The sequence below is a fragment of the Paenibacillus sp. 276b genome (assembly GCF_900107875.1).
In the GTDB taxonomy this organism is placed as follows: domain Bacteria; phylum Bacillota; class Bacilli; order Paenibacillales; family Paenibacillaceae; genus Paenibacillus; species Paenibacillus marchantiae.
Genome location: NZ_FNRR01000004.1, coordinates 429410 through 452273, shown reverse-complemented (window position 1 = coordinate 452273; position 22864 = coordinate 429410). Strand labels below are relative to the sequence as shown.

The following is a 22864-nucleotide window of genomic DNA, read 5'->3' as shown; positions in this document are numbered from 1 at the left end:
CTTACTCGAAAATGTCCACCCAACAGAACGCTTTTGTCTATTGAGCGCATTCTTCGTTCCGCGTAAAGTTGTTCACATAAGAATACGCTTACATGAAGCGTTTCGGCAAGATCTATTATTCTTTATTCCATGGGAGGTTCATTGATGAGAAAACGATTTCTATTATCCCTCGTAGGTGCGCTGTTGCTGTCCAGCCTGCTTCTTGCCGGGTGCAACTCCGGTGAAAGTTCCGAAGGTTCAGGGAAGGTAACACTAACGTTCGGAACAAGTCAGAGCGGCATTCCACGTACGGGTATCATGCAAACGATGGCTAAAGAATATGAGCAGGAAAAGGGTGTGAAAATTGACTTTCAGGTGGTCCCTGATGCCCAGTGGCGTGACCTGATTAAGGTGAAGCTCGCCTCCGGCGAAGCTCCTGATATTTTTAATGTCGATGTGGATCCACTTAGCATGCCTGCCAACGTAAGACCTGAGGAAAATGCAATTGATCTGACCAATGAGGAATTTACAGGACGCATGTCCGAAGAGATTTTACCAACGGTTAGCTATAAAGAGAAGGTGTACGGGGTTTCTTTTGCACCATCAAAAATATGGTATGTGTACTATAACAAACGCATCTTTGAAGAGCTCGGCATCCAGCCGCCAACGTCCTACGCCGAGTTCAAGGCGTTCAGCCAGAAAATCAAGGATAAGGACATCATTCCGTTCTATCAGGCTCCTGCCAGCGGATGGTATCAGGTGCTGCCTCTGTTCGAAACCGGTCCAAACTATGAGCAAGCTGCGCCGGGAACGTACGAGAAGCTGAACAACAATGAGATGAAGGTCGCGGATTTGACGCAGCTCAAGACGGTCATTGAACAGTTAAAGGAATTTGCGGATCTGGGTTACTTCGGCAAGGATTTTCTGTCCAACACGGTCGAGGCTGGCATTGAAGCCTTTGGTCAGGAGAAGGCAGCGATGCTACTTCGAGTTCCGGGCACCGAAAAGGAAGTGTCTGAGGCGTATCCAGACATGAAGGACAATATGGGATTTTTCGTGATGCCATGGGGCGATAATCAGACGATTGGTGTGAATCCGGGCGGTTCGGCTGCGATGTTTGGCAACAAAAACAGCAAGCACCCGGAAGAGGTACTGAAGTTTTTCCGGTGGATTACGGAGCATGATCATCTGCAGCGTGTATTCGATGGTGGTGAAGGCAATCTGACCATCTGCTGGCCTGAAATTGAACCGAAGCTGACACAGGACTATATCGATTATGAGAAAAATCATGAGAAAGGTACGGTCATGCAGGCCGCTGTGAAGTACATTGATCCGCAATGGATGGATATCGGCAAGGATCTCTCCGGCATGTTCGCCGGAGCCATGACCCCTGATCAGATTCTGCAAAATATTGATAAACGCCGGGCTGAGCAAGCCAAAGTGCTGAAGGATGAGGCGTGGCAATAACAGTGCGTATTCTGGGTAAACACATGAGGCATGTGGCTAACCACCATTATAATGCAGCGAGGTGAGGCACCATGCACTCATGCATTTTGGCAGGAAGGACAGGTGTAACAGTTTATGAATGTAAATAAGATATATCCTTGGTATTTCTCATCTGGAGCGATTGTGCTGTATCTGCTGTTCATCGTCGCTCCCGCCCTGCTGGGCATCTATTATTCCTTCACCGATTGGAACAGCTACAGTTCAGAGAAAAACTTTATTGGTCTGGAGCATTTCCGAACCATTCTGGCGGGTGATCCAACGTATTTACTTTTTATTAAAAATACAGTCCTTTTCACCCTGATTACTTCGATCAACAAGACGGTTCTGGGCCTATTCCTAGCTCTATTACTGGTCAGCGGTGTGAAGGCTGCGAATCTGCATCGCATGATCATATTTTCACCTCAAGTACTTTCGTTTCTGATTGTTGGTCTGGTCTTCAAAAGCCTGCTCGATCCCAACAACGGCTTCGTTAACGTGACGCTGCGTTCGCTGGGGCTGGACGTTCTGGCCCAGAACTGGCTGGGCTCCCTTACTTGGGCAATGCCATCCATTATGGCGGTGGATACGTGGAAAGGCATGGGGTACATTATGGTGCTGTTCATTGCTGGACTGCTTGCCATTCCTCGCGATTATTATGAAGCGGCATCGATTGACGGTGCCGGCTTCTGGCAGAAGCTGTTTCGAATCACGATCCCAATGCTGATGCCGACGATTACCATCGCCACGGTACTCAATATTACGTATGGGCTGCGGGTATTTGATGCGGTATATGTACTGACCAATGGCGGACCAGGCAACGCTACAGATGTGATTAACACAGCGGTGTATTCCTCTTTTGCTAAAGGCTATTGGGGGCTCGGCAGTGCATTATCCACGATTCTGTTTGTCATTATGGCGATCATCTCCTTCTTTATCATCCGCTTGATGAACCGAAAGGTGGAATACTAGATGCGTGTGAAAAAACGGCTGGTTTCCATCGGATTAAATGTACTCGCTTGGCTTCTTAGCCTGGTGGTCCTGATTCCTTTTGTCGTCATTGTGCTGAATTCATTCAAGTCCGATGCCGAAGCCAAAGTGCTCAAACTGACCCTGCCCGAGAAGTTCATCTTTGAAAATTATAAAATCGTCTATGAGCAGGGACACTTGGGTGGTTCCTTTTTCAACAGTTTGCTGCATTCAACGGCTTCTTCCCTTCTGCTGGTGTTTGTTGTGGCGTTCTCAGCCTTCACCTTATCGCGTAATTATTCGAAGTTAAGCAAGTTCCTATATTTCTTTCTTATTCTGGGCATTACGCTGCCATTGAACTACATTCCACTAATGGAGGTCATGAAGTCGCTGGGCATGATTAATTCGCATGTGGGCATGATTCTGCTCTATACCGCGATGGGTATTCCGATCTCGCTATTCATCACATATGCGTTTGTATCCAATATTCCGAAAGAACTGGATGAAGCAGCGATCATGGACGGATGCAACGGGATCAAGCTGTTTCTCAGAATTATTGTGCCTTTGTTAACCTCTGTCCTGGTTACGGTATTTGTTCTTAATTTCCTGAGTGTCTGGAATGAGTTTACCGCCCCACTGTACATGCTCAATACCGTCGAGATGTGGCCAATGACGCTCGCTGTCTATAACTTCTTCGGACAATTCAGTGCCCAGTGGAATCTGGTTAGTGCGGATATCGTGCTTACGTCCCTACCTGTATTGATTGTGTTCCTCATTGGGCAAAAATATATTGTGGGTGGTCTGACTTCCGGGGCGGTTAAAGGTTGAGATATATCCAAAATAATAATTCAATACACGGCTACTTTGAAATTCATCATTGACATCACGTTTATTTGTAACTATTATAGTTACAACGGTGGTGATCATGCATGAAACAAATCAGCAGTCGCTTTTCCATTGCGGTTCATACGCTGTCCCTGGTCGCTGTTGTGCCCAATGAGTGTACGGGAGATTTTATCGCCAAAAGCGTGAATACCAATCCCGTCATTATTCGGCGCATTATGTCCAAGCTGAAACAGGCCGGCCTAATTGAGGTCAGACCCGGTGTCGGCGGTGCTTCTTTGTTGAAGGACCCCGCCGATATTACCCTTTTGGATATCTATCGTGCGCTTGAGGTTGTGGAGGATGGCGAGTTGTTTAACTTCCACAAACATCCAAACCCAAATTGTCCGGTTGGCAGCATGATCGAACAAACCTTGCGCGCCGAACTTATTGAGGCTCAGCTAGCTATGGAACAGCGTTTGAAACGTGTAACGATACAACAGATGATGGATCAGATTCACGTCTCTGAATAAAAAAAGCTCATTACGAGCTTTTTTTAAACCTTTCGTTGTAATCACACCTGTTATAACACATACGATTACATCTATTCATGTCGTTGACATTCCACTTTTGTGTCGACACAAAACATACCTTATAGGAGGAAAATACAATGAAAATTTTAGTTACTGGCGCAACAGGTCATTTGGGTTCACTGGTCGTAGAGGCTTTGTTAAAAACGGTATCTGCTGGGGATTTGGCTGTAAGTGTACGCAACCCGGAGAAAGCGGAAGCATTGCGCGCTCAAGGTGTGGACGTTCGTCAAGGTGATTTCGATCAACCGGAAACGCTGGAAAAAGCATTTGCAGGCGTAGATCGGCTGCTGCTGATCTCCACAGACGGGGACAATGAAACGCGTATTCGCCAACATCAATCTGCTGTAGACGCCGCCAAAAAGGCAGGTGTTGGATTCATCGCTTATACCAGCGTTGTGAATGCGGAGAAAAACACCCTTTCACTGGCTGAAGTACATCGTGCCACAGAACAGGCTATCCGCGAATCCGGCATTCCTTATTCCTTCCTGCGCAACAACTGGTACCTCGAAAATGAAGCAGGCAGCGTTCAAGCAGCTTCACAGGGCGCACCTTGGGTGCATGCAACTAACGCCAGCCAAGTGGGCTGGGCTACTCGCAGTGATTATGCGCATGCTGCTGCTGCAGTACTGACAGGTGAGGGACATGAGAATTCAGTATATGAGTTGTCTGGTAAACTTCTTACTCAAGCTGAGCTCGCCGCTATTGTTGGGGAAGTGCTTGGACAGGACATCAATGTGCAAAACGTAGACGATGCTGCTTACGCTGACATCATGAAAGGTGCAGGTCTGCCTGACTTTGTAGTCTCCATGCTCGTTGATATGCAGAGTGCCATCCGTGAAGGCGCACTGGCTGTAGAGAGCGATACATTGGAAAAATTGCTTGGCCGTTCAGCTCAACCATTGAGTGAGGGTGTAAAAACAATTGTAGGCAAGTAAGTCTAAATAGAAGAGAATAGAATGGATATCAAAAAGGGACACACCAACGAATGTTGGATGTGTCCCTTTTGGTGTTATAAAACAATCTTTAAAACGATATAGCAGTTAATCGGATAACTGTACATTGAACCGGTCCGATTGCGACTTGAATTCTCGATTTAGATATCGGTAGTCTCCATCACCGTTACATCGATTATTGCTCGATATATCGTGCCGGAATGTGATCGGCCAGCCAAATATTTTCGTTTCCATGATAGAAAAGAATTCCGTCCTTGAACGCTTGAGCCGCGTTAATTTTCAGTATTACCGGCTGGTCATCACGTCTTCGTCCCACCTGTTTGGCGGTATCCATATCTGCGGACAGATGAACATACTGCCTTTGCCGAGGCTGCAAACCTTGTTCCATAATGGAAGCAACCGACCGCATTGGCGTGCCATGATAGAGTATCTCCGGTGGATCGGCAGGTGTTTTGGATATCTTTTGCGGAGTCGAATGACCATATAATGCGCGGATGCGGCCAGAATTGATCTCATGTCTCTTTTTCTCCGAGGCTTGAATCATCTGCTCCAGATCCGCTTCCGTGACGTCCTTCCACTGTGGACTCTCATGTAAAGCCACCAGCAATTGCGGAATCTCCACCCATCCCTCTTCGTCCAGCTCCAGCTCATACTCCCATGGGGCGTGACGCAAGGCGTAGGAAAGTTCCTTGCTTAATTTCATCAGATCCATTGCGATCATCTCCCAATTAAGTTAACAATTCATTAGACATATACTGTCTGTACCACTACATGAAAGGGTGAACGCTCTGCTTCTTCAGGTTCTCTCCGGTTGTACCGCCGCCAAAATCTCCTGAATGTTGCGGGCGAGTCCCTCATCATCTTCCTGATTAAACTGGCGGTGTCCATCGATCCCACGATGAATAATCGTGTTCATCACCGGATGAACTTCCCGATCGGAAGCAACCCGGATCAGATCATCGGCAAAATCCACAGCCTGCTGCTCGCTATAGTTAAACGGCTTAATCAGCATACGGATGCTCAGTGCATGAGCCTGCAGCTCAGCGAGTTGATCCCGATGGGTTATGCCATATACAGCGCCAAATCCAAAAGCAGCTATCACCTGACGCTCCAGTTCCGTTGTCTGTTCCAAAGGCGTACCGATCAGTTCACATATTTTGCCTACCATCTGCTCCAACTCTGAAGCCGCCGCAGCCAAAATTACGTCATTAATATCGTCAGCATTGATAAATTCAGTCATATTGTAATTCTCCATTTCTGAGCCATATTGGATCCATTCTCTCAGACTCTATGAGAACATTGTATCGGAGATAGGGTGTTCCTTTCAAATTCATCTACGGTTAGACAAACAATGATTCAGCTTACTTGTAAATGAGAAGCTCTATTTGTGCGTAGTACAACTTGGTAAATGATCATACGCGTAACTATTAATCCCGGCGTGATTCATCGTTTTGCGGAGCTCCGAAACAAACTCCATAAAGTACACTTCAGGACTGCGACTTCCTGCATAATATTGCAGGTCGTAATCGTAGTTTAACCTCGAATACACATCATGCAGATCGTCAACTAGCACCTTTTTCATATCTTCTCTTGTAATAGCCGGGTCCATACTGCACTCATTGACCAGGGTCTGCATTGTCTCCTTGAGCGCCTGCTGATCGTATGACGGGTTAGACAACAGATGCTGCAAATCGTACAAGTCTTTGAACCGAGGTCTCACTATCGTTTGATGCAGCTTCCAAGCGATTTGAATGGAGAGTGGCACGGTGTGAGGAACGACAAAAGCTTCTCCAACCATAGGTTGGTACGATAGAGCGATAGACTTCTCATTCAATTCGAGGTTAAAGGATATATCAAGATGCAGCTCATCCTCATCTTCATACTCATTTTCGCTCCTTGGTTCACTATCAATATAAAAGGCAAGCTCCGTGTTCACCGTTGGAAAATCATCTGCCATCGCGTAGTCTATTCTGCGCCAGAAGGCATTCTCACTAAAGCTTCGAAATACGATACCGTCATTCAGGTCCATCTCCGTCACCCGGATCATCCAGTCTGTAAATATTTCATTGGCCTGGTCCTCAGTCTCAATTCGACCTGTATACAGAAAGTCGATGTCGTCCACATAACGAACATTGGGATTCTCCAAATACTGTCTTGTCAATAAGCTTCCTTTTAATATAAATGGACTATTCACCAGAGAAGCGCGCTTCAATAGAGCTTCTAATACAACAATGAATCTCTCATCCTCATTCAAGCTATGTAATTGTACATTTTTCCCAGACACCTGTTCTCCTCCTCTATTCATCGTACTCAACATTCGGTTAGATCCATCCACGATCCAGTTCTTCCCGGCTGTCGTAGATGCACAGTTCATATTGCTGTTTTAACAGTTCGATCTTGTTCTGCTGTAAGATATTATGTATCTTCTCTACTCTGCTGTAGAATTTTTCAGAACTATTGTATTCTCTGACCGTAACAAATCTAATTTCCCCATTCGCATTCAGCGAGTTCCTTGAAATATGTCCGCCTGAGTCAGCGCACAACTGCTTCAACCTGACTACATCATCAACATACACTTTACCGTGCCATTCAAAATATGGCTTGGACTGCGCCAGCATCGGCTGATCAAAATACGTCTCTTCCTTTGCCGGAATTTCCACCTTCGTCCTAACAACTGTGAATTCGTTATCCCGAAACTTCGCGACAACCTCTTCAATAACATTCTTCACTTCTTCATAATCCGCGCTATGTACAATGCCTGTAATCATTGGCTGATTGATGTATTCACCTTGGTCCAAGACGATCAATACGGGCTTTACGTTCTCTTCATTACAGATGTTGATAAAGTTTTCCTTCTCATTCTGCTTCAGATCACTCATGGTTACATGATATTCAAATTCCATCTGGCCGCTTCCTTACTGATTTTTATCATCTGTCATTAGATAGATCTATCTTCTCATCTTCTGTTAATTATTCAGACACATCGTTTAAATTGAATTGTTATAGATCTTATTTTTTCTACAATTCACGTACAAACGCTCCACTGTTTTCTCTACAAGATACTGATAACTGGGTCACGCGTTAACATGAACTAGAACAACCTTATTCACTGAGCATTTCAAAAATTTCTAATATATTGGGGGCGACTTTTTCTGTCACTGGAGAGAACACCTCCGACTCTTCATGAAACCAAATAACTAACTACAACAGGCTCTTTCTTCTCTCTATAATCCAAACAAATAAAATCTCCTGAAAAAGTGCCGCTATAGGAATTACATTCATCCCCACTAAATCTTCATTATCAGTTAATCTATCACCTATTTGTGTAATAATAACTTCAACATCATACCATCCATTAATAGGATCAGACTCACTGTCTTTTAATATACAAAGAAATTTCTCAACTACATAATCTTGCTAATTCAAACTAAAAATATTTGTGATTGGTACAGCTCCATTATTTTGCTTAATAGATTTCCTATGAATTTCTGGAAATGAAACTGCCAAGCTTCTCAACTAAATCTAATAATTCGCCGGTTGGTAATGGAAAGACAATCGTATTAACATCCATTCTCATTGTTTTTCACTCTCTATTCTTATCTTTTAACATGTTCCACATCACCTGAAGCTCTACCACCCTTATGATATACTAAATGGTACTAATTTTTTTTCATTATCTATTGCCATCCAGAACTTTCACACCTTCGATAATTTCTCCTTTAAGCTCTCCACTAATTTTTAGCCTAATTGAAACTATCCCACTCTATATCTTGGCCCCAATAATAGGACAATAATAGAAGCCACAATACTGAATCATATTGTGGCTTCTATTATTGTGTTGTAACATCCTGTTACCAAGATAACTTTGCTTCATTATTTTAAGATCAGCAGTAAGTGTAACTTGAAAGTTATGCCTCCCTCAAATCATTTCATTTTTATTCATTTATCCTCATTATTTGGAACATTATAACTTTCCAGTTTTCATACTTGACCCTCTCAGCCCAAGTATCTGGATAATGATCCAAATCGTATCCAATCCTCACTACTGGACCATTTTTAGTATTTATTGTAATACTATCTGTGACATCTTTACCAAATATAAGGCAGATGATTTCTTCAGATATATTTTTCGGAGCTTCATTCTGCGCTTCAATGAGAGGTCCTTTCCTAAAACTACTTCACTTATCTTGACTGTCCAAATCATCTTTCCCGACATCTTCAGCCTTACTCTACTTAAATTTACTTTTTCTTCTTCCGCCAGCAGTACTGCCCACAATCATCACATATAAAAAAAACATTTTCTGATCCCTTCAAAATGTTTTTTCTTACTACTAATTTATGTTTTCACTTTAAGTTTTCAATACGTAACTATTCTAATGAAATATCTCCATCACTTGAAGAAACTATTTCTTAAAACTTCAAATATACGTAGTATATTAAGCTTGAATGCATTAGATATTAATCATTGTATTTTTTAATTACTTGCATAGATTTATTGAAGAGTCGAGATAATACTAGGTCTGTTAATATTCACTACATCATCAGTTACCTTTTCATTCATTTTAACACGTAAATATTCATAGCCATTTTTTAACGCTATATTTCTTTCTTCTTCATAAATTGGAACTAAAGTATAAAAATTAATTATTTTACCATGTGGGGTAACAAGCCTCTCAAGGCCAGGCTCTTGGACTCCTGATACCATTATACAAGATAACATTGTATTCGCGGCAAAAGGCCGCGGGGGCTCACCATTAGGAAGAATTACACCTTCAGCCAACCAACCATCAAATCGATGTGGAATGTGAGCAGTTTTACGCAACCAAGAAAATGGCCAAGAATATTCTGATTGATTTGTTAAATCTTCAACTGGCCATTCGGATGGTAACTTAATTATCAATTCTGAATAATTAAATTCACTTGCACCCGATGATTCATCCATTGGTGCATCGCTCATACCTGTAGTTACCAGTGTTAAAAAATCATTTTTTTGAGATAGAGGTATGACATGAATATTTACACTAACATTACTTCCTGGAATAATTTCTCTTAATGTTTTCTGCGGGGAACCAAAAAAAATGGCTATATGCTCAAGTATACAATCATGATCATTTGATTCCATAGTTCTTCCGGACAGAGAGTTTCCATTTTTGTGTTCAAGAAAATTAACTATTTCATTTTGTCCTTGTTCTCGAGCAAAAGTAATTGCATCTACATTATTCATAGAACTACCACTGTATTTTACTGTTGTATCAATTCCCGATTGGATTAACAATCTAGCAATATCCGCATGGCCATTACTGATGGCTCCGAATAATGGATTCCTCTCCGGTTCACTAACATCCATATCTGCCTTACATGATAGAAGATACTTTACAACTTCCAAATGACCTTTCGAGGCAGCTTCATTTAGAGCGCCTCCATCATAGGCTCCTCCTCTTCTATTTATATCACTCCCTAACTCAACCAGTTTTTTAACGATTTCTAGTTTACCTTCTGAAGATGCTACATGAAGCCACGTACCAAAAGGGGTCATAAAATTTAAAAGCTCATAATCATGTTCGATAATTTGAGTTACCTTTGCAACCTCCCCTTGTTTAATAGATGAACGCAGTTCTTTAGCAATATTTATATTTGTCATAAAATTATCTCCTTCGTTTTGCAATGTCACCTAGGATTCTTAGCATTCCAACCATATATTCCCTATCTCCGCCAGCTTCCTTAACTTCTTTCAGCTTGTCTACAACGTATCTTAGTGCCTCAATTCCATGTTGTCCTTTTACTCTATTAGGTGCCAATACAGATTCTCCAAACCCATTATTGGATCAATAGCATATTCTATAACACTTTGCCCGCTTTCTTTCTCTATCTATGCTATCTGTTCTATGAAATCATTCATACCTGCTTAGATTCCTGTCCTTGTTTGCCATTTCATTTAGTTTCCTAGTATATTTTCTGTACATAAAAAGCTCATTCCTCCTATATAGTTCAAGAGGGAAGGAGCTTGAAAGTTTAACGCTTATAAAGCTTTAATCATTTAATTTTTGGTTTGTTGATTGTATTGTATGGTCTGTAAACGCAGTCTACATTTTGGTTAGGTAATATTGTTATTGATTATACGATGAAATCATTTGGCAATAGATAACCCAAATATTTACTTTTATCTAATTTATCAAATTGGATCATCCGGAAATTCTTTAGAGTACCTAGTTATCAGATTTTATAGGGCCATATCTTGAGGAGTCTCATTTAAGTATTTGTATTTCCAAATGATAAGTTGTTCACTAAAACTATAATTGGTATCAAACCATTTTGTATAATCAAAGTGAACTTTTAATTTTCCTGTCCTTTCTAAATTTAAAGTAAAGGAATACCCATAATTCTTGACCGTTATCTTTAAATATATCTCTCATTTGTTCTGCTAATAATAGAAGTTTTCTTTTATTTAATTTAAACTCCCTCTCGTTCACTTGATATTTGAAAGGAATTTCAAGGCTATATTCATACCTCTCCGGATTCGTTTCTGGTAGGTAGAAAAAATATATACCTCCACCATCATCAGAAATTTGAGCATAAAAGTAAAATTCTAGCCAATCTTCCTGTATCATTTCATTAACCGTTTCCGCTATCTGCTGGTATAAACTGTTTAGTATTTTCTCCAATTACTTCAGCCTCCTGATTGATTTTTCATTTTTTCCTCAAAAACCCCTTTGTCTTCAATTTCATAATATGCCGAACTCTTAACATTAACCTGCATGACTTACTTGTGCTGGAAGATGATTAATCTGACCACATAGAACCGCACATGGAAGTGTTATGGCTTCCTTCCACTGTGCCGCCGCTACCTCATCGAAGTTCACTCGCATTTCCTCTACAATCAACCTTCGGTAGTAACCCGAAACATCCTTTTGTTGTTGCAGTTCTCCGCTCATTAGCCCATTCACTCTTTCCCGTTGTTTGGGCTTTAAGCGTTCTGGATGAGCCAGATGGGTGCACAGATAAAACCGGTTGAACTTGGGAGGAAACTGTATGATAGCTTCAAGTGGTATCTTCTCATCAGGTACATAAACAATTTCAAACCTCGTTAACTCCTCAATGACCTTCCTATGCTGACTCATCAGTTGACGCTTCTTATCGTAAACTCTACTGTAACCTGCTACTTGCTTTTGATGTTTCTTATTGGAGTAGCGAGTCCCTTTCCAAGTGTGCATATTCCGCCCTGTAAGTGATAAAGTGAACAATTGATATAGGTAACGGAATATCAAACGCTACATCACATCGTACAAATAGGATTTCTTTGGCGGAATCCTTTATTGGCTTTAGCCATGAATAGAAATGAACTAAACTATCGGATGGCTCTCAATTCTTAGCGTATTCTTTCTTGACTTAGGAACAAAGGTAAGTTGATAGGAGATGTGTAGGTAATGCCCACTATCTCAGACATGTAAATGATACTTAAACCCCTTTTCTTTCAAACGAAGGTTAGCATTTAAATACTCTCGAAGACGTAATTGAAAAAGATTAAAGAAATCCCAATATACATCCGTAAACTCTACTACAATACGGTCAATTGAAACTTGTACCCCTTCCATGTTCAGCCCCCAACCGAAATTTTTTAACGAATTTCGGACTATATTAGAGGACAAGGTGGCTATTCCGATACATTAAACAGGTTGATTATGGTCTATTTTTCGCTCATACCCTTCTAAATTAGATACATCATACTTATGACTAATATCATCTGATGTATCCATCTTATTTGCCAGCTTACTCCGTTCACGCCTTAATTTCTTAAGTTCTTCTTTACTTGCCCCTTCTTTTTTCGCGTTTCTTAAGACCTTGCTAGTGCACCAGAGATGGCATCTCTGGCATTTGCCAATAACCGGAATGAAACTAGCCTTATCCAGCACATTTTTGAGTGATACCCATCACTTTGCTCTAGAAGCCATTTTCTCTTCCGGTTCCTCTTCTCTCTCACCTGACCACTGACTAAAAACATCTTTTCTGGCTATTGTAGTCAAAAGAAAAACACTCTCCAATTATTATAAATAACGAGAGAATGTTGATTTCATTTTTCCAATATATTCCGAATCATAGAACAAAATAACGAAGTGTTGAATACGTCTTTTTCGAGTATTTCTTCATCTATAAAAGAGATTCTTTTTTTTGCAGGCTGTTCCAAACCCCAGACTTGTTATAGGCATCAAATTAGTCTTTCTACTTGTTCTCTTATCTCCTCATCGAATTTGCATCCCTCTACTTTAGCTCCTTTCCAAATTACATTTTGAAGATTCGCTCCAGTAAAATCGGCACCACTGAAGTCTCCATTACGAAGATCAGCTCCATTGAAGTTACTACTTATAAATATTGCATTTAGAGCAATAACATCCGACAGGTTTGCTCCGATAAAGTCTGCTTCTTTAAAATTACCATTTGTAAGGTTTGCTCCGCATAAATCGCATTCATCGAAAATAGAAACTTCACCATTTATCCCTGTCATATTGGAAAAGCGAAATGTTGCCTTTTGAAGTGCTGATCCGTACAAACTGCCATTAGTGAAATCAGTATAATCAAAGCATGTATCTGTACATGTACTTATTTTAATTTCTGTATTCTTCATTTGAGCCTTAAAAAAGTTTGCCTTACTCAGAACACAATCAGCTATATCAGCGTATTCAAGATTACAACTATCAAAATCGGTAGAAATAAATTCACAGTCACGAAATGAAACTTCAACAAAAGATGTCGCCCTAAAATTTATTTCGTTTGCATATAAGCGTTTAGCAATAATTTCAGATAGGTCTAAGAATGAGAGATCTGCCTCTGATATTCTCAAGTCATCAATCAATTCCTTGTTTAATTTGTAATTATTTATAAATTCAGAAGCTTCATCTCTGTCTTTTATATGTCTCACAGTTACACTCCTTCGAAAATATTTTAGTTTCTCATGTAATCCTTCCATTTGTTATTTGGGTTAAATGTAACCCCCATGTTGTCTTCAAAGTTTGGAACAGCAATGACCTCAACTTGATTCAAATATTCCATGACTTCCACCCATCGTTCTAACAGATGTTCTAAATCAGATTCCCAAGGATTTTCCACAAGATCAATTCGTATTCCTCCCCAGCTTAAATCTTTAATAACAGCGGGGCTTTTCACTATTACATCTCTACCAAACATTTCTAAAATATCTCCACTCAAGTACGTTCTCATTCCGATACCCAAAGGCCCATTAGGAAAAAACTTTACCGGAACAGGATATGAACTTAAGTTCATCCATTTATGATTTCTTTCTTTTTCAGTCTGCCACGGCGTTACAGCAGGCCAAGAAATATGAGTTACTCCGTAACGTGGCTTAACCGTTTCAGCGATCTGATCAGACAACTCAAAAAAATCTTTCCTATACTTACCATTCATAGATTTATCGAAAGAAAACTTAAGAAAAGATCGTAAGTTAGAATTCAAATCAAAGTAACCTGAATATTTAACAATTTTATCTCGTCGGAGATGTACTTCTGATATTTGCGGAATATCATAGAAAGATTTTGCTATAATTTCATCGCGATTGTAGCTTACACTGGTTGTTTCACTATTCCCCCATGTAGTGGGAGTAAATTTATCATTTGATTCAAAATTATCCAATAAACGATTCAAAGCCTGTTTTTCTCCTAACTTGACTGTCGGATACATTAATATATTAAATAAATTCGGTTTCACTTCTGACATCCTACCTCCTCTTAATGTGTTCTTTAAAGTTTTTTCCAGTAACCTCCCCCTGGTAAGTCAGGGTCAGCTATCCATTGATGCGTTGTTTTACCGTTAGCAGGGTCAACATAGTAAATATCGCTTTGTTCCCCTAGCGGCCCACTGGGTCTTGGTTTTGGAGGAACTCCTTTCAAATCTGGCAAATCACTAGATATTGTTACAACATGACGACCATTTACTTTGTCTTCAATCATTTCACGTTGAGCACGCATTTGATCGTCATTATATATAACCTGATCCTCTCCACCAGTTTTATGCTTATGATCGTGTACTAGCTCTATCTTCCCTTCTTTATTTCGACCTATGCTGTCTGGTCGTGTTTCTACTCCTTCGGATGATTTATATTTAATAACTGGTGCTTCATTGTTATTTTCTATTTTGCGACCTAATTGGCCTTCTAAAGCCTGTCTACCTTTGCCCTCTTCTGTTGCTCCACGTTGACTACTGTTTTTCAACCTATCATTGACTACGTCCCATTTATCTCGGGACAATGGCTGCTTACCAAGATTTTTTTGTTTCTGTACGTAACGTTCATATCTTGCATCATCAGCTGCTTTGTTGTTACCACGTTTTTCAGCCTCATCAATTTTGTTACGGTAGTGCTTCTCTTGCTCACTTGTTAATCCATTCTTATTTAACTTACCAGGTTCATTTTTTGAAGATTCTCCATCTTTTGTATCCTTCTTACTATCTTTATTATCCCCAGAGGATTTAGAACTTCCTGAATCCCCAGAGCTTTTATTGTTTGATGTGATCCCCGGATTCTGATTCTTCTTATACTTACTATTCAACATACTTAATAGAATCATTGCTTTGGTAATTGTATCCGAATCCACATATTGACTTAGTTGTTCTAAGCCATAATTCATCGCCTCACTGATCAGCAAGTTCTGCATGAATCCGGTCGCCATGCCGCCCGCCGTCTTGAGTCCGTTCGCCAGTTTCGGCGACTTCATCATCAGATCGTTCAGCTTACCTTTTAGCTTATTCGCCAAATCCGCTGGACTAAAGTTGCTCATAAGCCCCTTCGCCTTGGTCATGACCTTGCCTAGTGCACCAGAAATGGCATCTCCGGCTTTGTTCGCCAGATCGCCAATCGCCTTCGCTACCTGACCCGCTTTATCCGCAATCTTTGTTGCTATACCCGCGACACTGTCGATCACTTTGCCGGCCTTCTTGATCAACTTGGCGCCTTTCATCGCGAGCTTAGCTCCTCCTGCCGCCCAGCCAACAAACGGAATTGCAGCTGCGGCGGATAATGCAGCGTTGGTATAATCCCCTCGAGCGGCGTAGATACCTGCATTCGCCAAATCGGCGACTTCTCCAATGACCGGAATCATACCGGCGACGTCCAGCACGGTCTGAGTCACATCCAGCACTTTACCCCAGAAGCCTTTTTTCTCCTCTTCCGGTTCCTCTTCCATCTGCACCTCGGACACAAACGGTGCTTCTGGTACCGGCTCCAGATCCTCCACGGTTACGGGCATTTTGATCAATCCGTCCAGTAGCACTTCGCTGCCCTTCAGATCCGTCATGCCGTCCAGAATCATACTGCTGTCTCCGCACTGAAGGAAGATCGTCTCCTGAGCCTCGATCCCTATCTTTTTCTCGCTCTCTAGCGTAATCTCCTGCCCGCCGGAAGCAACAATTCCGCTATTGCTCTGAATCATGACCCCGCCGCCGTCCAGCGTGATGAACAGACTTCCTTCCGTCGCGATCAGGGACATTTCTGAATCGGTCATCTTCATTTCTTTGCCGTAGTTGGTTCCCCAGCTCTTGGTGGCTGGATCAGCGGTCTTCGGGGAAGGCTGACTACCACGACGGACGGAGCCCATCGCAAATGCATCACTCTCTTGCCCACTGGAGAAATACACCTGAACAGCGGAGCCCGCTTCCGGCATACTGTAAAACCCGCCGCCATCTCCGGCATATACCGCAGAATACGGCATCCAGCTTGCTTCCGATTCGGATTGGTCAGCATCCACATCCAGATGAACTTTCACCGTATCTTTGGTAACCCCGATGATCTTCCCTTCCAATGCGGCCCCTGCAATGTCATCGTTCCGAATTTCATTTTGCCGAATGCCACTTTCCGGACTAAGTGTGACGGTATGCCGAAGCATGCCCCTTACCGTTCGACTGGTACAAGCGGCGACCTTCAGTTCTTCTTCGTGGAAGAGAACGGTATCTCCGAGCGCCAACCAGCGATGGGTATCCAGCACGTAACTCGTAAAGTCTTTCTCCGATACATCAGAGGCTCCCACAGACCAGGCTTCTTTTAAAGCTCTCATATCCCGTCTTAGCGTATATGCCTGATCAGGCAGTTCCGTATACCGACCATCTGGCACCCCAATATATAATTTAGGAGAATCAGCCGATATTTCGGGAATGATCGCTGCACCGAACCGGGATGCTAATCGGCGTAGAAATTGCCAATCTGTTTCCCGATATTGGAGGGTCAAGGCCCCAAGCTTCGAACTTCCACTCACATAATCAATGACATCCGATTTCGGGTAAGCTCTCAGTACCTGGCGAATGACGTCTTCGCAGTCCTGATCCTTGTTCTGGAATGAACGGATACGAGGTTCAATGTCCAGCAAATAGGAATAGGACACGGCCTCCAGTTCCAATATGTATATCCCCTGAACTCGGCGGATGCTGACATCCTGCACGAGTCCCTGGAACAGTTTGCGTACTTCCTGCCCCTGATCCCCAATCTCCACCAGGGACACCGTTTCATCCTGAGCCAGGATGTTCAGATCCCGATCTTGATGTTCTTCCGGGATGATGCCTTGTAGATACAGGCGGGCATGATCCCCTGCTTTGCGCTCGATACGCAAATCTTGTATATGCTGCAGCGTGTATGGAGATATACATCGGATATTCCCCATACCCACAGCCGCTTCCACTACACTCATTGTCTCACTTCTTTCCTCTAGCAATGTCAGCACACGGAAAAAAGGACTCAGCTATATTCTAAGATGTACGTTACCTGATGTTACCGCCGAACCCGGTTGTGCCGCCTATGGAAGATCCGCCAAGCTCTTGACCATCATCTTCAATCTGGATGTAGCCTCCATAGAGGCACATGTTCATACAGGTGCTTAATAAGGCAGGTTCATTTTCGATGAGCACATCGGTTTTGCCATCCATCCACGGTGTAGACACGGACGGAATACAGGGTGCTTTCTGAACGCCCTCAATGTCGAATTCGCCGGTCTGCACGACAGGATTCAACTGACTTGTGCAATTTCCAAAAGGCATGATGTGGATCATGGGTGTTGCATCGGCCACATTCAGTTGTGCTTTTTCCTTCAAATGAACGCCGTGACTGTAAGGGATTTTCAATCGATTTAACTGCGTACCGCAAGAACAGCTTAAGATCGCTCCTGCCACAACATACGTTGGGCCCCCGGCCCCTTCATCCATAACATCGGGTCGTGTCGCGCCAATTGCTTCAGCCATTGTTTTTCCTCCTTCTTTGGGCCTTCTCCCAGATCATTTTTAAAGATTCGTTAATAGTTCGGACTCTCGACCCGATCCACGCGTTGCAAACGCAAACCGATATAGTCTCGGCGTAAAATCGCTTCAGCCAACGCCAGATTCACCAAGATCACGGTTTCCTTCAAACGTTCGTCCGTCAACTGAATAATTGGCCAGTTCGTGCTGCTCAATCGTTCGCCATCGACCTGAAGTACGTTCAACTTGCCACTGCTGTCAAATGTACTACTCATGGCTAATGCTTCCAGTTGTGGTAGCACCATGAACCAGTAAGGGTGTAATTGCTGTCTCTCCATATCCATCAGGCCAGTCAGTCTGAACATCAGGCGTGGAGCGAATGTACTCAGCAAACGTTTAAGCTCATCAGACCATAACGGATACGGCCGCTCGATCAGATCCACGGGAACAGGATTTCGATTAGGGCGAATCGTAAACTGCAAATTCGCTTGCTCCAGTTCATTCAATTGATCGCCTCTCATCCACTCGGGCTGAATAATCCCTTTGACACCAATTGGTTCAAGAGCCCCTGTTACACGCATATCCTGCATGATCTGGAACCAATCGTTTCTCATACCATCCGTCCTTTCTGCTGTAGTCTCTGCTGTTTGAATTCTAATAACTGGTCCTCGATCGTCCCATCGATATGCTCCAGGCCTTCTCGTTTCCGGGCTGCGGGACGACCCTGGATGGGGCAGGAAGCCCCCGTATCCATCTGCGCCCCCTCCAAACGTGAACCTGTAAAATCGACCTTGGACACATCCGTTCCACGGAAATCTGCCTCAGCCAAGTTGCATACGCCAAACACAGTGCCTTCCAGCAACGCTCCCGTAAAATCTGCTCCTTGAAGATCCGCCAGTACAAAGTCTGCCTCTCTCAGATCCGCCCCTGCAAAGGATATCGGATGAAATCCTGGGATTTCCCAGGTCTCAGGATCAGCCAATCCCTGTCTCGCCTCTATGCCATGAAATATGGCACCTACCATCCGGCATTTTCGGAAACGAGCACCATACATCTGGCTACTATTCCATCGGGTATCCGTCAAGTCACATTGCTCCCAGACGGTATTCAACAGATTGCTGGCTTCGAATTGACTCCCTCCAAACGCCACATTGCGAAAAGCTGAGTAACGGAAATCCATCCCGCTATAATCTCCTCCAGCCAGATCCAGATGTTCCAAAGCCGCATATCCGTAGGCTCCCTCGATTCTTTCAGCAAGCCATTTTCGCATCTCTGATTCATCGCCTGGATCACTATTCGTTTTGTACACGGATTCGCTCACATCCAGATATTCACCTACCCGAACTTCAAAGGACGGGCACTTCTCCAGATGGATAAACGATTCACATTGCACAGCCTCCGGCATTGCCAGATGAATCAGATTCGTCACATAGGCGTGTCCGTGTTCAGCTTCCTTCAGGAGTATATGTTCCAGATCTGGTCGTGAAATGGAGCCTGCATAGAGCGAACCGGGCCGATGCAATTCTTCTTCCCAACTAGCCAGCATCACATCCAGATAACCAAATGCCCAGGAAGCATCATATTCTCCTTCAATGGGAGAGGGATCAAATAACCACGTTTCGTCAGCCATTTCGGTCAAATACAGGGCCTGGCCGTCCATTAGTCGTGTTCGAAGCATTGAATATGTAACATGTCCCACCGCTCCATGTTCACCGATCTTCTGCGCATTTAGAACGATTTGACATTTCTTGGCAAAATGACGGAGAAACTCTTCTTTCAAACGTTCGCGATTCTGCTGATACATCTGCTCGAAGCGGAGCATCACTTGGTTGCGTAGTGGAATTACGATCTCTTGCTTGAATTGCACAAGCGCAGTAGTCACGAGCATTCCTCCTTTCTCCTTTTCAAAGATCACCAATACATTGTTATAAGAACATTCCAGAAGTTGATTTGTAGTAGAACTCTAGTCACTTTTAATTGGTTTTCAGTTCTGTGCCCACCAATGAGGTTGTTCCGTCCATTTTGATGTTGCTCTCTTTACAGGTCAGGCTTATTTCTTCTTTTGCAGAAAACACAATACTTTTCTCAGCATTCATCATGATATCTTCCTTGGCGGAAATCGTGATCTGCTGACTGCTAATAATTTCGATACCTCCGCCTTCACTCAGCCGAATAAAAATCTCCCCGTCTTTGCCCGTAACAATCACCTCTTCGGGTGTCATCTTCAATTCCTTACCAGCGGCGGTACGGAAGTATTTATGATCCGGGTTACTCAGTTTGTTGCTCTCGCCTTCGTCCGAGTTCTGCCGTACAGAGCTCGTAGCCACGCCTTCTTCTTCCTTGTTACCGGGAAAATAAACCCGCACATGATCCCCTTTTTCGGGCATTACGTACCAACCACTGTTTCCTTCCGCCGTATACACGGACTGATAGGGAAAAGCATGCGCCTCACCCTCGTTTTGCGCTGGATCAATGTGCAGATGCACTTTCAATCGATCCTTGTCGATGCCAATGACGACACCTTGCAGCGAAACTCCGATAATTTTATCGTTATGGAATGTATTTTGCCGGAGTCCCCGATGTGTACTTAGTGTATAACGATGCTTGAGCAGACCATTTTTCATTTCGGTGAATGCCTCATATACATACAGAAGCTTGCCCTTGAATTCGATGGCATTCCCCAGATCCAGTACGCGATTTGTCTCCACTTCGTAATACACGTAATCCTCTTCGCCAACCTCAACCTTGGTGTTCTGCGAGGTGTAACGGAACTTATCCATCCGTTTGCGGACTCTGTAATTGAAATCCTCCAGCTTCCCCTTGGATGACGTATCAAACACACCGAAATAGAATTTGGGAGTATCAAATACGGATGCAGGCATCAAACCCGTTCGAAGACGGGATGCAATACGCTTCAGAAACTGCCAGTCCGTTTCCTCATATTGAAGGGTGAACTTTCCAATGGCTGCCCCATCTGTTGCAGCATCCATGATATCGATGTTTGGATAGTCAGCCGCAACTTGGTCTAACAACTGTGGATACGTCATGCCATGATTTTGGAACGAACGGCTTTTCTTACGGATATCCAGTTCATGGGTATGAGAGATGCCCTCCACTTCGAGCATATAGACGCCACCGGTCACCATTACCCCAACATTTAGAATCAAGCCGCTGAACAGTACAGATGTACTGCCTTCCTCATCGATCTGACTGATCTCGACTAGCGTATCCGAACCGCTTAGACGCACGTATGTATCCTTTTTTTCTTCATCTACAATTCCCGTGAACTTCACACATGCGTGCTCATTCATTTGTTTGGTAATAACCAGTTCATGCAGACTGACCAGTTCGAACGGGCTTACTCTCACATTTTTGTAAGACAAGGCTTCAATACTCACATTACATCGCCCCTTTCCTCATCGACCTCAAAACGGATGGAGTTCATCATCGCGGAAGCCACACGTTTCCAATCGTCCAGTTCCAGATCTGTGCAGTTGAAGGTAAAGATCAGTGCCCGTTCATCCAACGAAGTGAACAGCATGAGATGATACAGATTCGCATTCACGACAGGAGTCAAAAATTCGCAAGTTGCCGCAGCACGTTCTCCCACGGTGCGATCACCGTCCCCGTACCACTTGGTAAGCTTCTGCGTTCGCCGCAAAATCTGAATCATGCTCTGTTTAAACAAGGGCAGATCCTCCCCTGGCAGTGGGTTAACCGTGTGATTCACGGCGATATTAATCGTGCCTTCTGCATTCGTGTAAATCGTACCGGGTCTGTGCTGTGAAGGATACTTTAGATTCATCATGTGCTCAGACATAGGCTTGAAGGTCCGTGGCAGCATCATCCGGGCCTTTCCTTCAAGCAGCTCCGTTTCTTGAAATGAATAGGGCTCACCACCAATTTGTAAAAAAGCAGCCGTTAAGTCCAGGTCTGGTTCTTCCGGAATTTGTCCATATCCATCATCAGGGGCATCCGTTGTCATGCCGTTCATCATTGCAACAATTTTTTCATCCCAATGCTTCATCGTTTACATCCTCCCATTCTCTTGAAAATTTCAATCCACAATCATACGATGTGGTCCGCCCACCGGCATACCCGAACGTCCCGTTCCCCGACCTGCATTCGCCAGTATACGATCCAGATATCGATGAATTTGCGCATTATCGTATTCTCTGTACTCCAGCCCCAATCGACTGGCAATGTGATGCAAAATGACGCTGCGCGCAACGGTTCCTTCATTGAGACACATCATGGCGAAGACCAGATCCTGGGGATCAGAGGTACCCGTTCGAAGCAATCTGTCGGCATAATCCTTCATGACAACAGGGGATAAGGTGCTTGCTTCCTCGGCTGCATAAGGGACATGAATGACATGCAGTGTGTTGAACTCCGTTGCCAAATCAGCAAAGGTCTGGTAGTCCCGCCGCAGCCGGGCCCCTTCCTTCAACTTGAATCGAGCCAGCTCCAACTCTCCAGATGTGCATGTTGTCTCTTCATCCAAAAGCAGTTCCGAATGGCTTATCGTCATGTCACTCACGGTTTCCTCCGCAGTAAACTGAAGCTTCACCACATTGACCCGGCCCGTAGCCTGGTATGCCAGTTCCATAGGCTCTGTCAGCATATAAAGCCTCCCTTTATGCAGCACCATTCCAGGGGAGACGACCAACTTGTCCGGGAACACTTCTACCTCTGCACCTGCAAGGATGCCGTCTGCATAACCACGATAATACAGTTCGATGTAGTCTCTGGGGAAATCGCGTAGCCCCTCCAACATGGATGTTTTCAGAATTCTTCCCTTGTTAAAATGCGGATACGAATATGTGAACATGAGCGGTGTCC

22 protein-coding genes and 1 pseudogene are annotated in these 22864 nt (G+C 43.5%); 5 read left to right on the top strand and 18 right to left on the bottom strand.

Translation table 11 applies throughout. The annotated features are described in order from the left end of the window. Window positions 1-144: 144 nt before the first annotated feature. The 5 genes from BLV50_RS21235 to BLV50_RS21215 all read left to right on the top strand — a co-directional run bounded on the left by BLV50_RS21235 (window position 145) and on the right by BLV50_RS21215 (window position 4780). On the top strand, window positions 145-1446 hold the full coding sequence (locus BLV50_RS21235) for an ABC transporter substrate-binding protein (protein WP_090809889.1): 1302 nt from the start codon (window positions 145-147) through the stop codon (window positions 1444-1446). A gap of 114 nt (window positions 1447-1560) precedes the next feature. Beyond that, window positions 1561-2433: a carbohydrate ABC transporter permease gene (locus tag BLV50_RS21230; RefSeq protein ID WP_090809887.1), complete on the top strand. Its 873-nt coding sequence runs from the start codon at window positions 1561-1563 to the stop codon at window positions 2431-2433. After that, complete coding sequence (locus tag BLV50_RS21225) at window positions 2434-3258, top strand: carbohydrate ABC transporter permease (RefSeq protein WP_072734532.1); 825 nt, start codon at window positions 2434-2436, stop codon at window positions 3256-3258. A 101-nt stretch (window positions 3259-3359) separates the two neighbouring features. Beyond that, entirely contained in the window at window positions 3360-3785 is a 426-nt protein-coding gene (locus BLV50_RS21220; RefSeq protein ID WP_090809885.1) for an Rrf2 family transcriptional regulator, read from the top strand. A gap of 137 nt (window positions 3786-3922) precedes the next feature. Beyond that, window positions 3923-4780 (top strand): SDR family oxidoreductase, encoded by an 858-nt coding sequence (locus BLV50_RS21215; RefSeq protein WP_090809883.1) that lies wholly within the window; start codon window positions 3923-3925, stop codon window positions 4778-4780. A 193-nt stretch (window positions 4781-4973) separates the two neighbouring features. Here the strand turns inward: BLV50_RS21215 and BLV50_RS21210 are convergent, their stop codons facing one another. The 18 genes and pseudogenes from BLV50_RS21210 to BLV50_RS21125 form a co-directional block, all read right to left on the bottom strand. Beyond that, complete coding sequence (locus tag BLV50_RS21210) at window positions 4974-5510, bottom strand: RNA 2'-phosphotransferase (protein WP_090809881.1); 537 nt, start codon at window positions 5508-5510, stop codon at window positions 4974-4976. Between the two features lie 84 nt (window positions 5511-5594). Next, window positions 5595-6038, bottom strand: a complete 444-nt coding sequence (imm48, locus tag BLV50_RS21205) for an Imm48 family immunity protein (protein ID WP_090809880.1) — start codon at window positions 6036-6038, stop codon at window positions 5595-5597. A 141-nt stretch (window positions 6039-6179) separates the two neighbouring features. Next, window positions 6180-7082 (bottom strand): nucleotidyl transferase AbiEii/AbiGii toxin family protein, encoded by a 903-nt coding sequence (locus BLV50_RS21200; protein WP_256338013.1) that lies wholly within the window; start codon window positions 7080-7082, stop codon window positions 6180-6182. A 37-nt stretch (window positions 7083-7119) separates the two neighbouring features. Beyond that, a complete protein-coding gene (locus BLV50_RS21195) occupies window positions 7120-7701 on the bottom strand; it encodes a hypothetical protein (RefSeq protein WP_090809878.1) in 582 nt (193 codons plus the stop codon). A 1589-nt stretch (window positions 7702-9290) separates the two neighbouring features. Beyond that, the gene (locus BLV50_RS21180; RefSeq protein WP_090809876.1) at window positions 9291-10439 is read right to left on the bottom strand and encodes a suppressor of fused domain protein; all 1149 of its coding nucleotides are present in this window, start codon (window positions 10437-10439) and stop codon (window positions 9291-9293) included. A 4-nt stretch (window positions 10440-10443) separates the two neighbouring features. Beyond that, window positions 10444-10596, bottom strand: a complete 153-nt coding sequence (locus BLV50_RS32860; protein ID WP_157258413.1) for a hypothetical protein — start codon at window positions 10594-10596, stop codon at window positions 10444-10446. A 422-nt stretch (window positions 10597-11018) separates the two neighbouring features. Continuing rightward, window positions 11019-11460 (bottom strand): annotated as a pseudogene (locus tag BLV50_RS21175) (immunity protein YezG family protein). A gap of 84 nt (window positions 11461-11544) precedes the next feature. Continuing rightward, window positions 11545-11916, bottom strand: coding sequence for a hypothetical protein (locus tag BLV50_RS21170; RefSeq protein ID WP_143038139.1), 372 nt, complete (start codon window positions 11914-11916; stop codon window positions 11545-11547). A gap of 318 nt (window positions 11917-12234) precedes the next feature. Next, the gene (locus BLV50_RS32855) at window positions 12235-12390 is read right to left on the bottom strand and encodes a hypothetical protein (protein ID WP_157258411.1); all 156 of its coding nucleotides are present in this window, start codon (window positions 12388-12390) and stop codon (window positions 12235-12237) included. Window positions 12391-13001: 611 nt separating this feature from the next. After that, window positions 13002-13712: a pentapeptide repeat-containing protein gene (locus tag BLV50_RS21165; RefSeq protein ID WP_063568432.1), complete on the bottom strand. Its 711-nt coding sequence runs from the start codon at window positions 13710-13712 to the stop codon at window positions 13002-13004. A 23-nt stretch (window positions 13713-13735) separates the two neighbouring features. Beyond that, window positions 13736-14515, bottom strand: a complete 780-nt coding sequence (locus BLV50_RS21160) for a hypothetical protein (RefSeq protein ID WP_090810042.1) — start codon at window positions 14513-14515, stop codon at window positions 13736-13738. A gap of 32 nt (window positions 14516-14547) precedes the next feature. Further along, entirely contained in the window at window positions 14548-17481 is a 2934-nt protein-coding gene (locus BLV50_RS21155) for a contractile injection system protein, VgrG/Pvc8 family (protein ID WP_090809873.1), read from the bottom strand. Window positions 17482-17551: 70 nt separating this feature from the next. After that, entirely contained in the window at window positions 17552-18028 is a 477-nt protein-coding gene (locus tag BLV50_RS21150; RefSeq protein WP_063567928.1) for a DUF4280 domain-containing protein, read from the bottom strand. 50 nt (window positions 18029-18078) lie between these two features. Then, window positions 18079-18636: a hypothetical protein gene (locus BLV50_RS21145; RefSeq protein WP_090809871.1), complete on the bottom strand. Its 558-nt coding sequence runs from the start codon at window positions 18634-18636 to the stop codon at window positions 18079-18081. After that, window positions 18633-19904, bottom strand: coding sequence for a pentapeptide repeat-containing protein (locus tag BLV50_RS21140; RefSeq protein WP_177031233.1), 1272 nt, complete (start codon window positions 19902-19904; stop codon window positions 18633-18635). The genes BLV50_RS21145 and BLV50_RS21140 overlap by 4 nt, the downstream gene beginning before the upstream one ends. Before the next feature lie 91 nt (window positions 19905-19995). After that, a complete protein-coding gene (locus BLV50_RS21135) occupies window positions 19996-21420 on the bottom strand; it encodes a contractile injection system protein, VgrG/Pvc8 family (protein WP_064636281.1) in 1425 nt (474 codons plus the stop codon). Next, the gene (locus BLV50_RS21130) at window positions 21417-22049 is read right to left on the bottom strand and encodes a hypothetical protein (RefSeq protein ID WP_090809867.1); all 633 of its coding nucleotides are present in this window, start codon (window positions 22047-22049) and stop codon (window positions 21417-21419) included. The genes BLV50_RS21135 and BLV50_RS21130 overlap by 4 nt, the downstream gene beginning before the upstream one ends. A gap of 30 nt (window positions 22050-22079) precedes the next feature. Beyond that, entirely contained in the window at window positions 22080-22853 is a 774-nt protein-coding gene (locus BLV50_RS21125; RefSeq protein WP_090809865.1) for a DNA and RNA helicase, read from the bottom strand. Window positions 22854-22864: the final 11 nt, after the last annotated feature.

Excerpts from the sequence above, each read along its gene's own strand:
- BLV50_RS21220 (WP_090809885.1), top strand. The coding sequence starts at position 3,360 with ATGAAACAAATCAGCAGTCGCTTTTCCATTGCGGTTCATACGCTGTCC.
- BLV50_RS32855 (WP_157258411.1), bottom strand. The coding sequence starts at position 12,390 with ATGGAAGGGGTACAAGTTTCAATTGACCGTATTGTAGTAGAGTTTACG.
- BLV50_RS21225 (WP_072734532.1), top strand. The coding sequence starts at position 2,434 with ATGCGTGTGAAAAAACGGCTGGTTTCCATCGGATTAAATGTACTCGCT.
- BLV50_RS21210 (WP_090809881.1), bottom strand. The coding sequence starts at position 5,510 with ATGGATCTGATGAAATTAAGCAAGGAACTTTCCTACGCCTTGCGTCAC.
- BLV50_RS21150 (WP_063567928.1), bottom strand. The coding sequence starts at position 18,028 with ATGGCTGAAGCAATTGGCGCGACACGACCCGATGTTATGGATGAAGGG.
- BLV50_RS21145 (WP_090809871.1), bottom strand. The coding sequence starts at position 18,636 with ATGAGAAACGATTGGTTCCAGATCATGCAGGATATGCGTGTAACAGGG.
- BLV50_RS21230 (WP_090809887.1), top strand. The coding sequence starts at position 1,561 with ATGAATGTAAATAAGATATATCCTTGGTATTTCTCATCTGGAGCGATT.
- BLV50_RS21125 (WP_090809865.1), bottom strand. The coding sequence starts at position 22,853 with ATGTTCACATATTCGTATCCGCATTTTAACAAGGGAAGAATTCTGAAA.
- BLV50_RS21170 (WP_143038139.1), bottom strand. The coding sequence starts at position 11,916 with ATGAGTCAGCATAGGAAGGTCATTGAGGAGTTAACGAGGTTTGAAATT.
- BLV50_RS21215 (WP_090809883.1), top strand. The coding sequence starts at position 3,923 with ATGAAAATTTTAGTTACTGGCGCAACAGGTCATTTGGGTTCACTGGTC.
- BLV50_RS21155 (WP_090809873.1), bottom strand. The coding sequence starts at position 17,481 with ATGAGTGTAGTGGAAGCGGCTGTGGGTATGGGGAATATCCGATGTATA.
- BLV50_RS21180 (WP_090809876.1), bottom strand. The coding sequence starts at position 10,439 with ATGACAAATATAAATATTGCTAAAGAACTGCGTTCATCTATTAAACAA.
- BLV50_RS21130 (WP_090809867.1), bottom strand. The coding sequence starts at position 22,049 with ATGAAGCATTGGGATGAAAAAATTGTTGCAATGATGAACGGCATGACA.
- BLV50_RS21235 (WP_090809889.1), top strand. The coding sequence starts at position 145 with ATGAGAAAACGATTTCTATTATCCCTCGTAGGTGCGCTGTTGCTGTCC.
- imm48 (WP_090809880.1), bottom strand. The coding sequence starts at position 6,038 with ATGACTGAATTTATCAATGCTGACGATATTAATGACGTAATTTTGGCT.
- BLV50_RS21195 (WP_090809878.1), bottom strand. The coding sequence starts at position 7,701 with ATGGAATTTGAATATCATGTAACCATGAGTGATCTGAAGCAGAATGAG.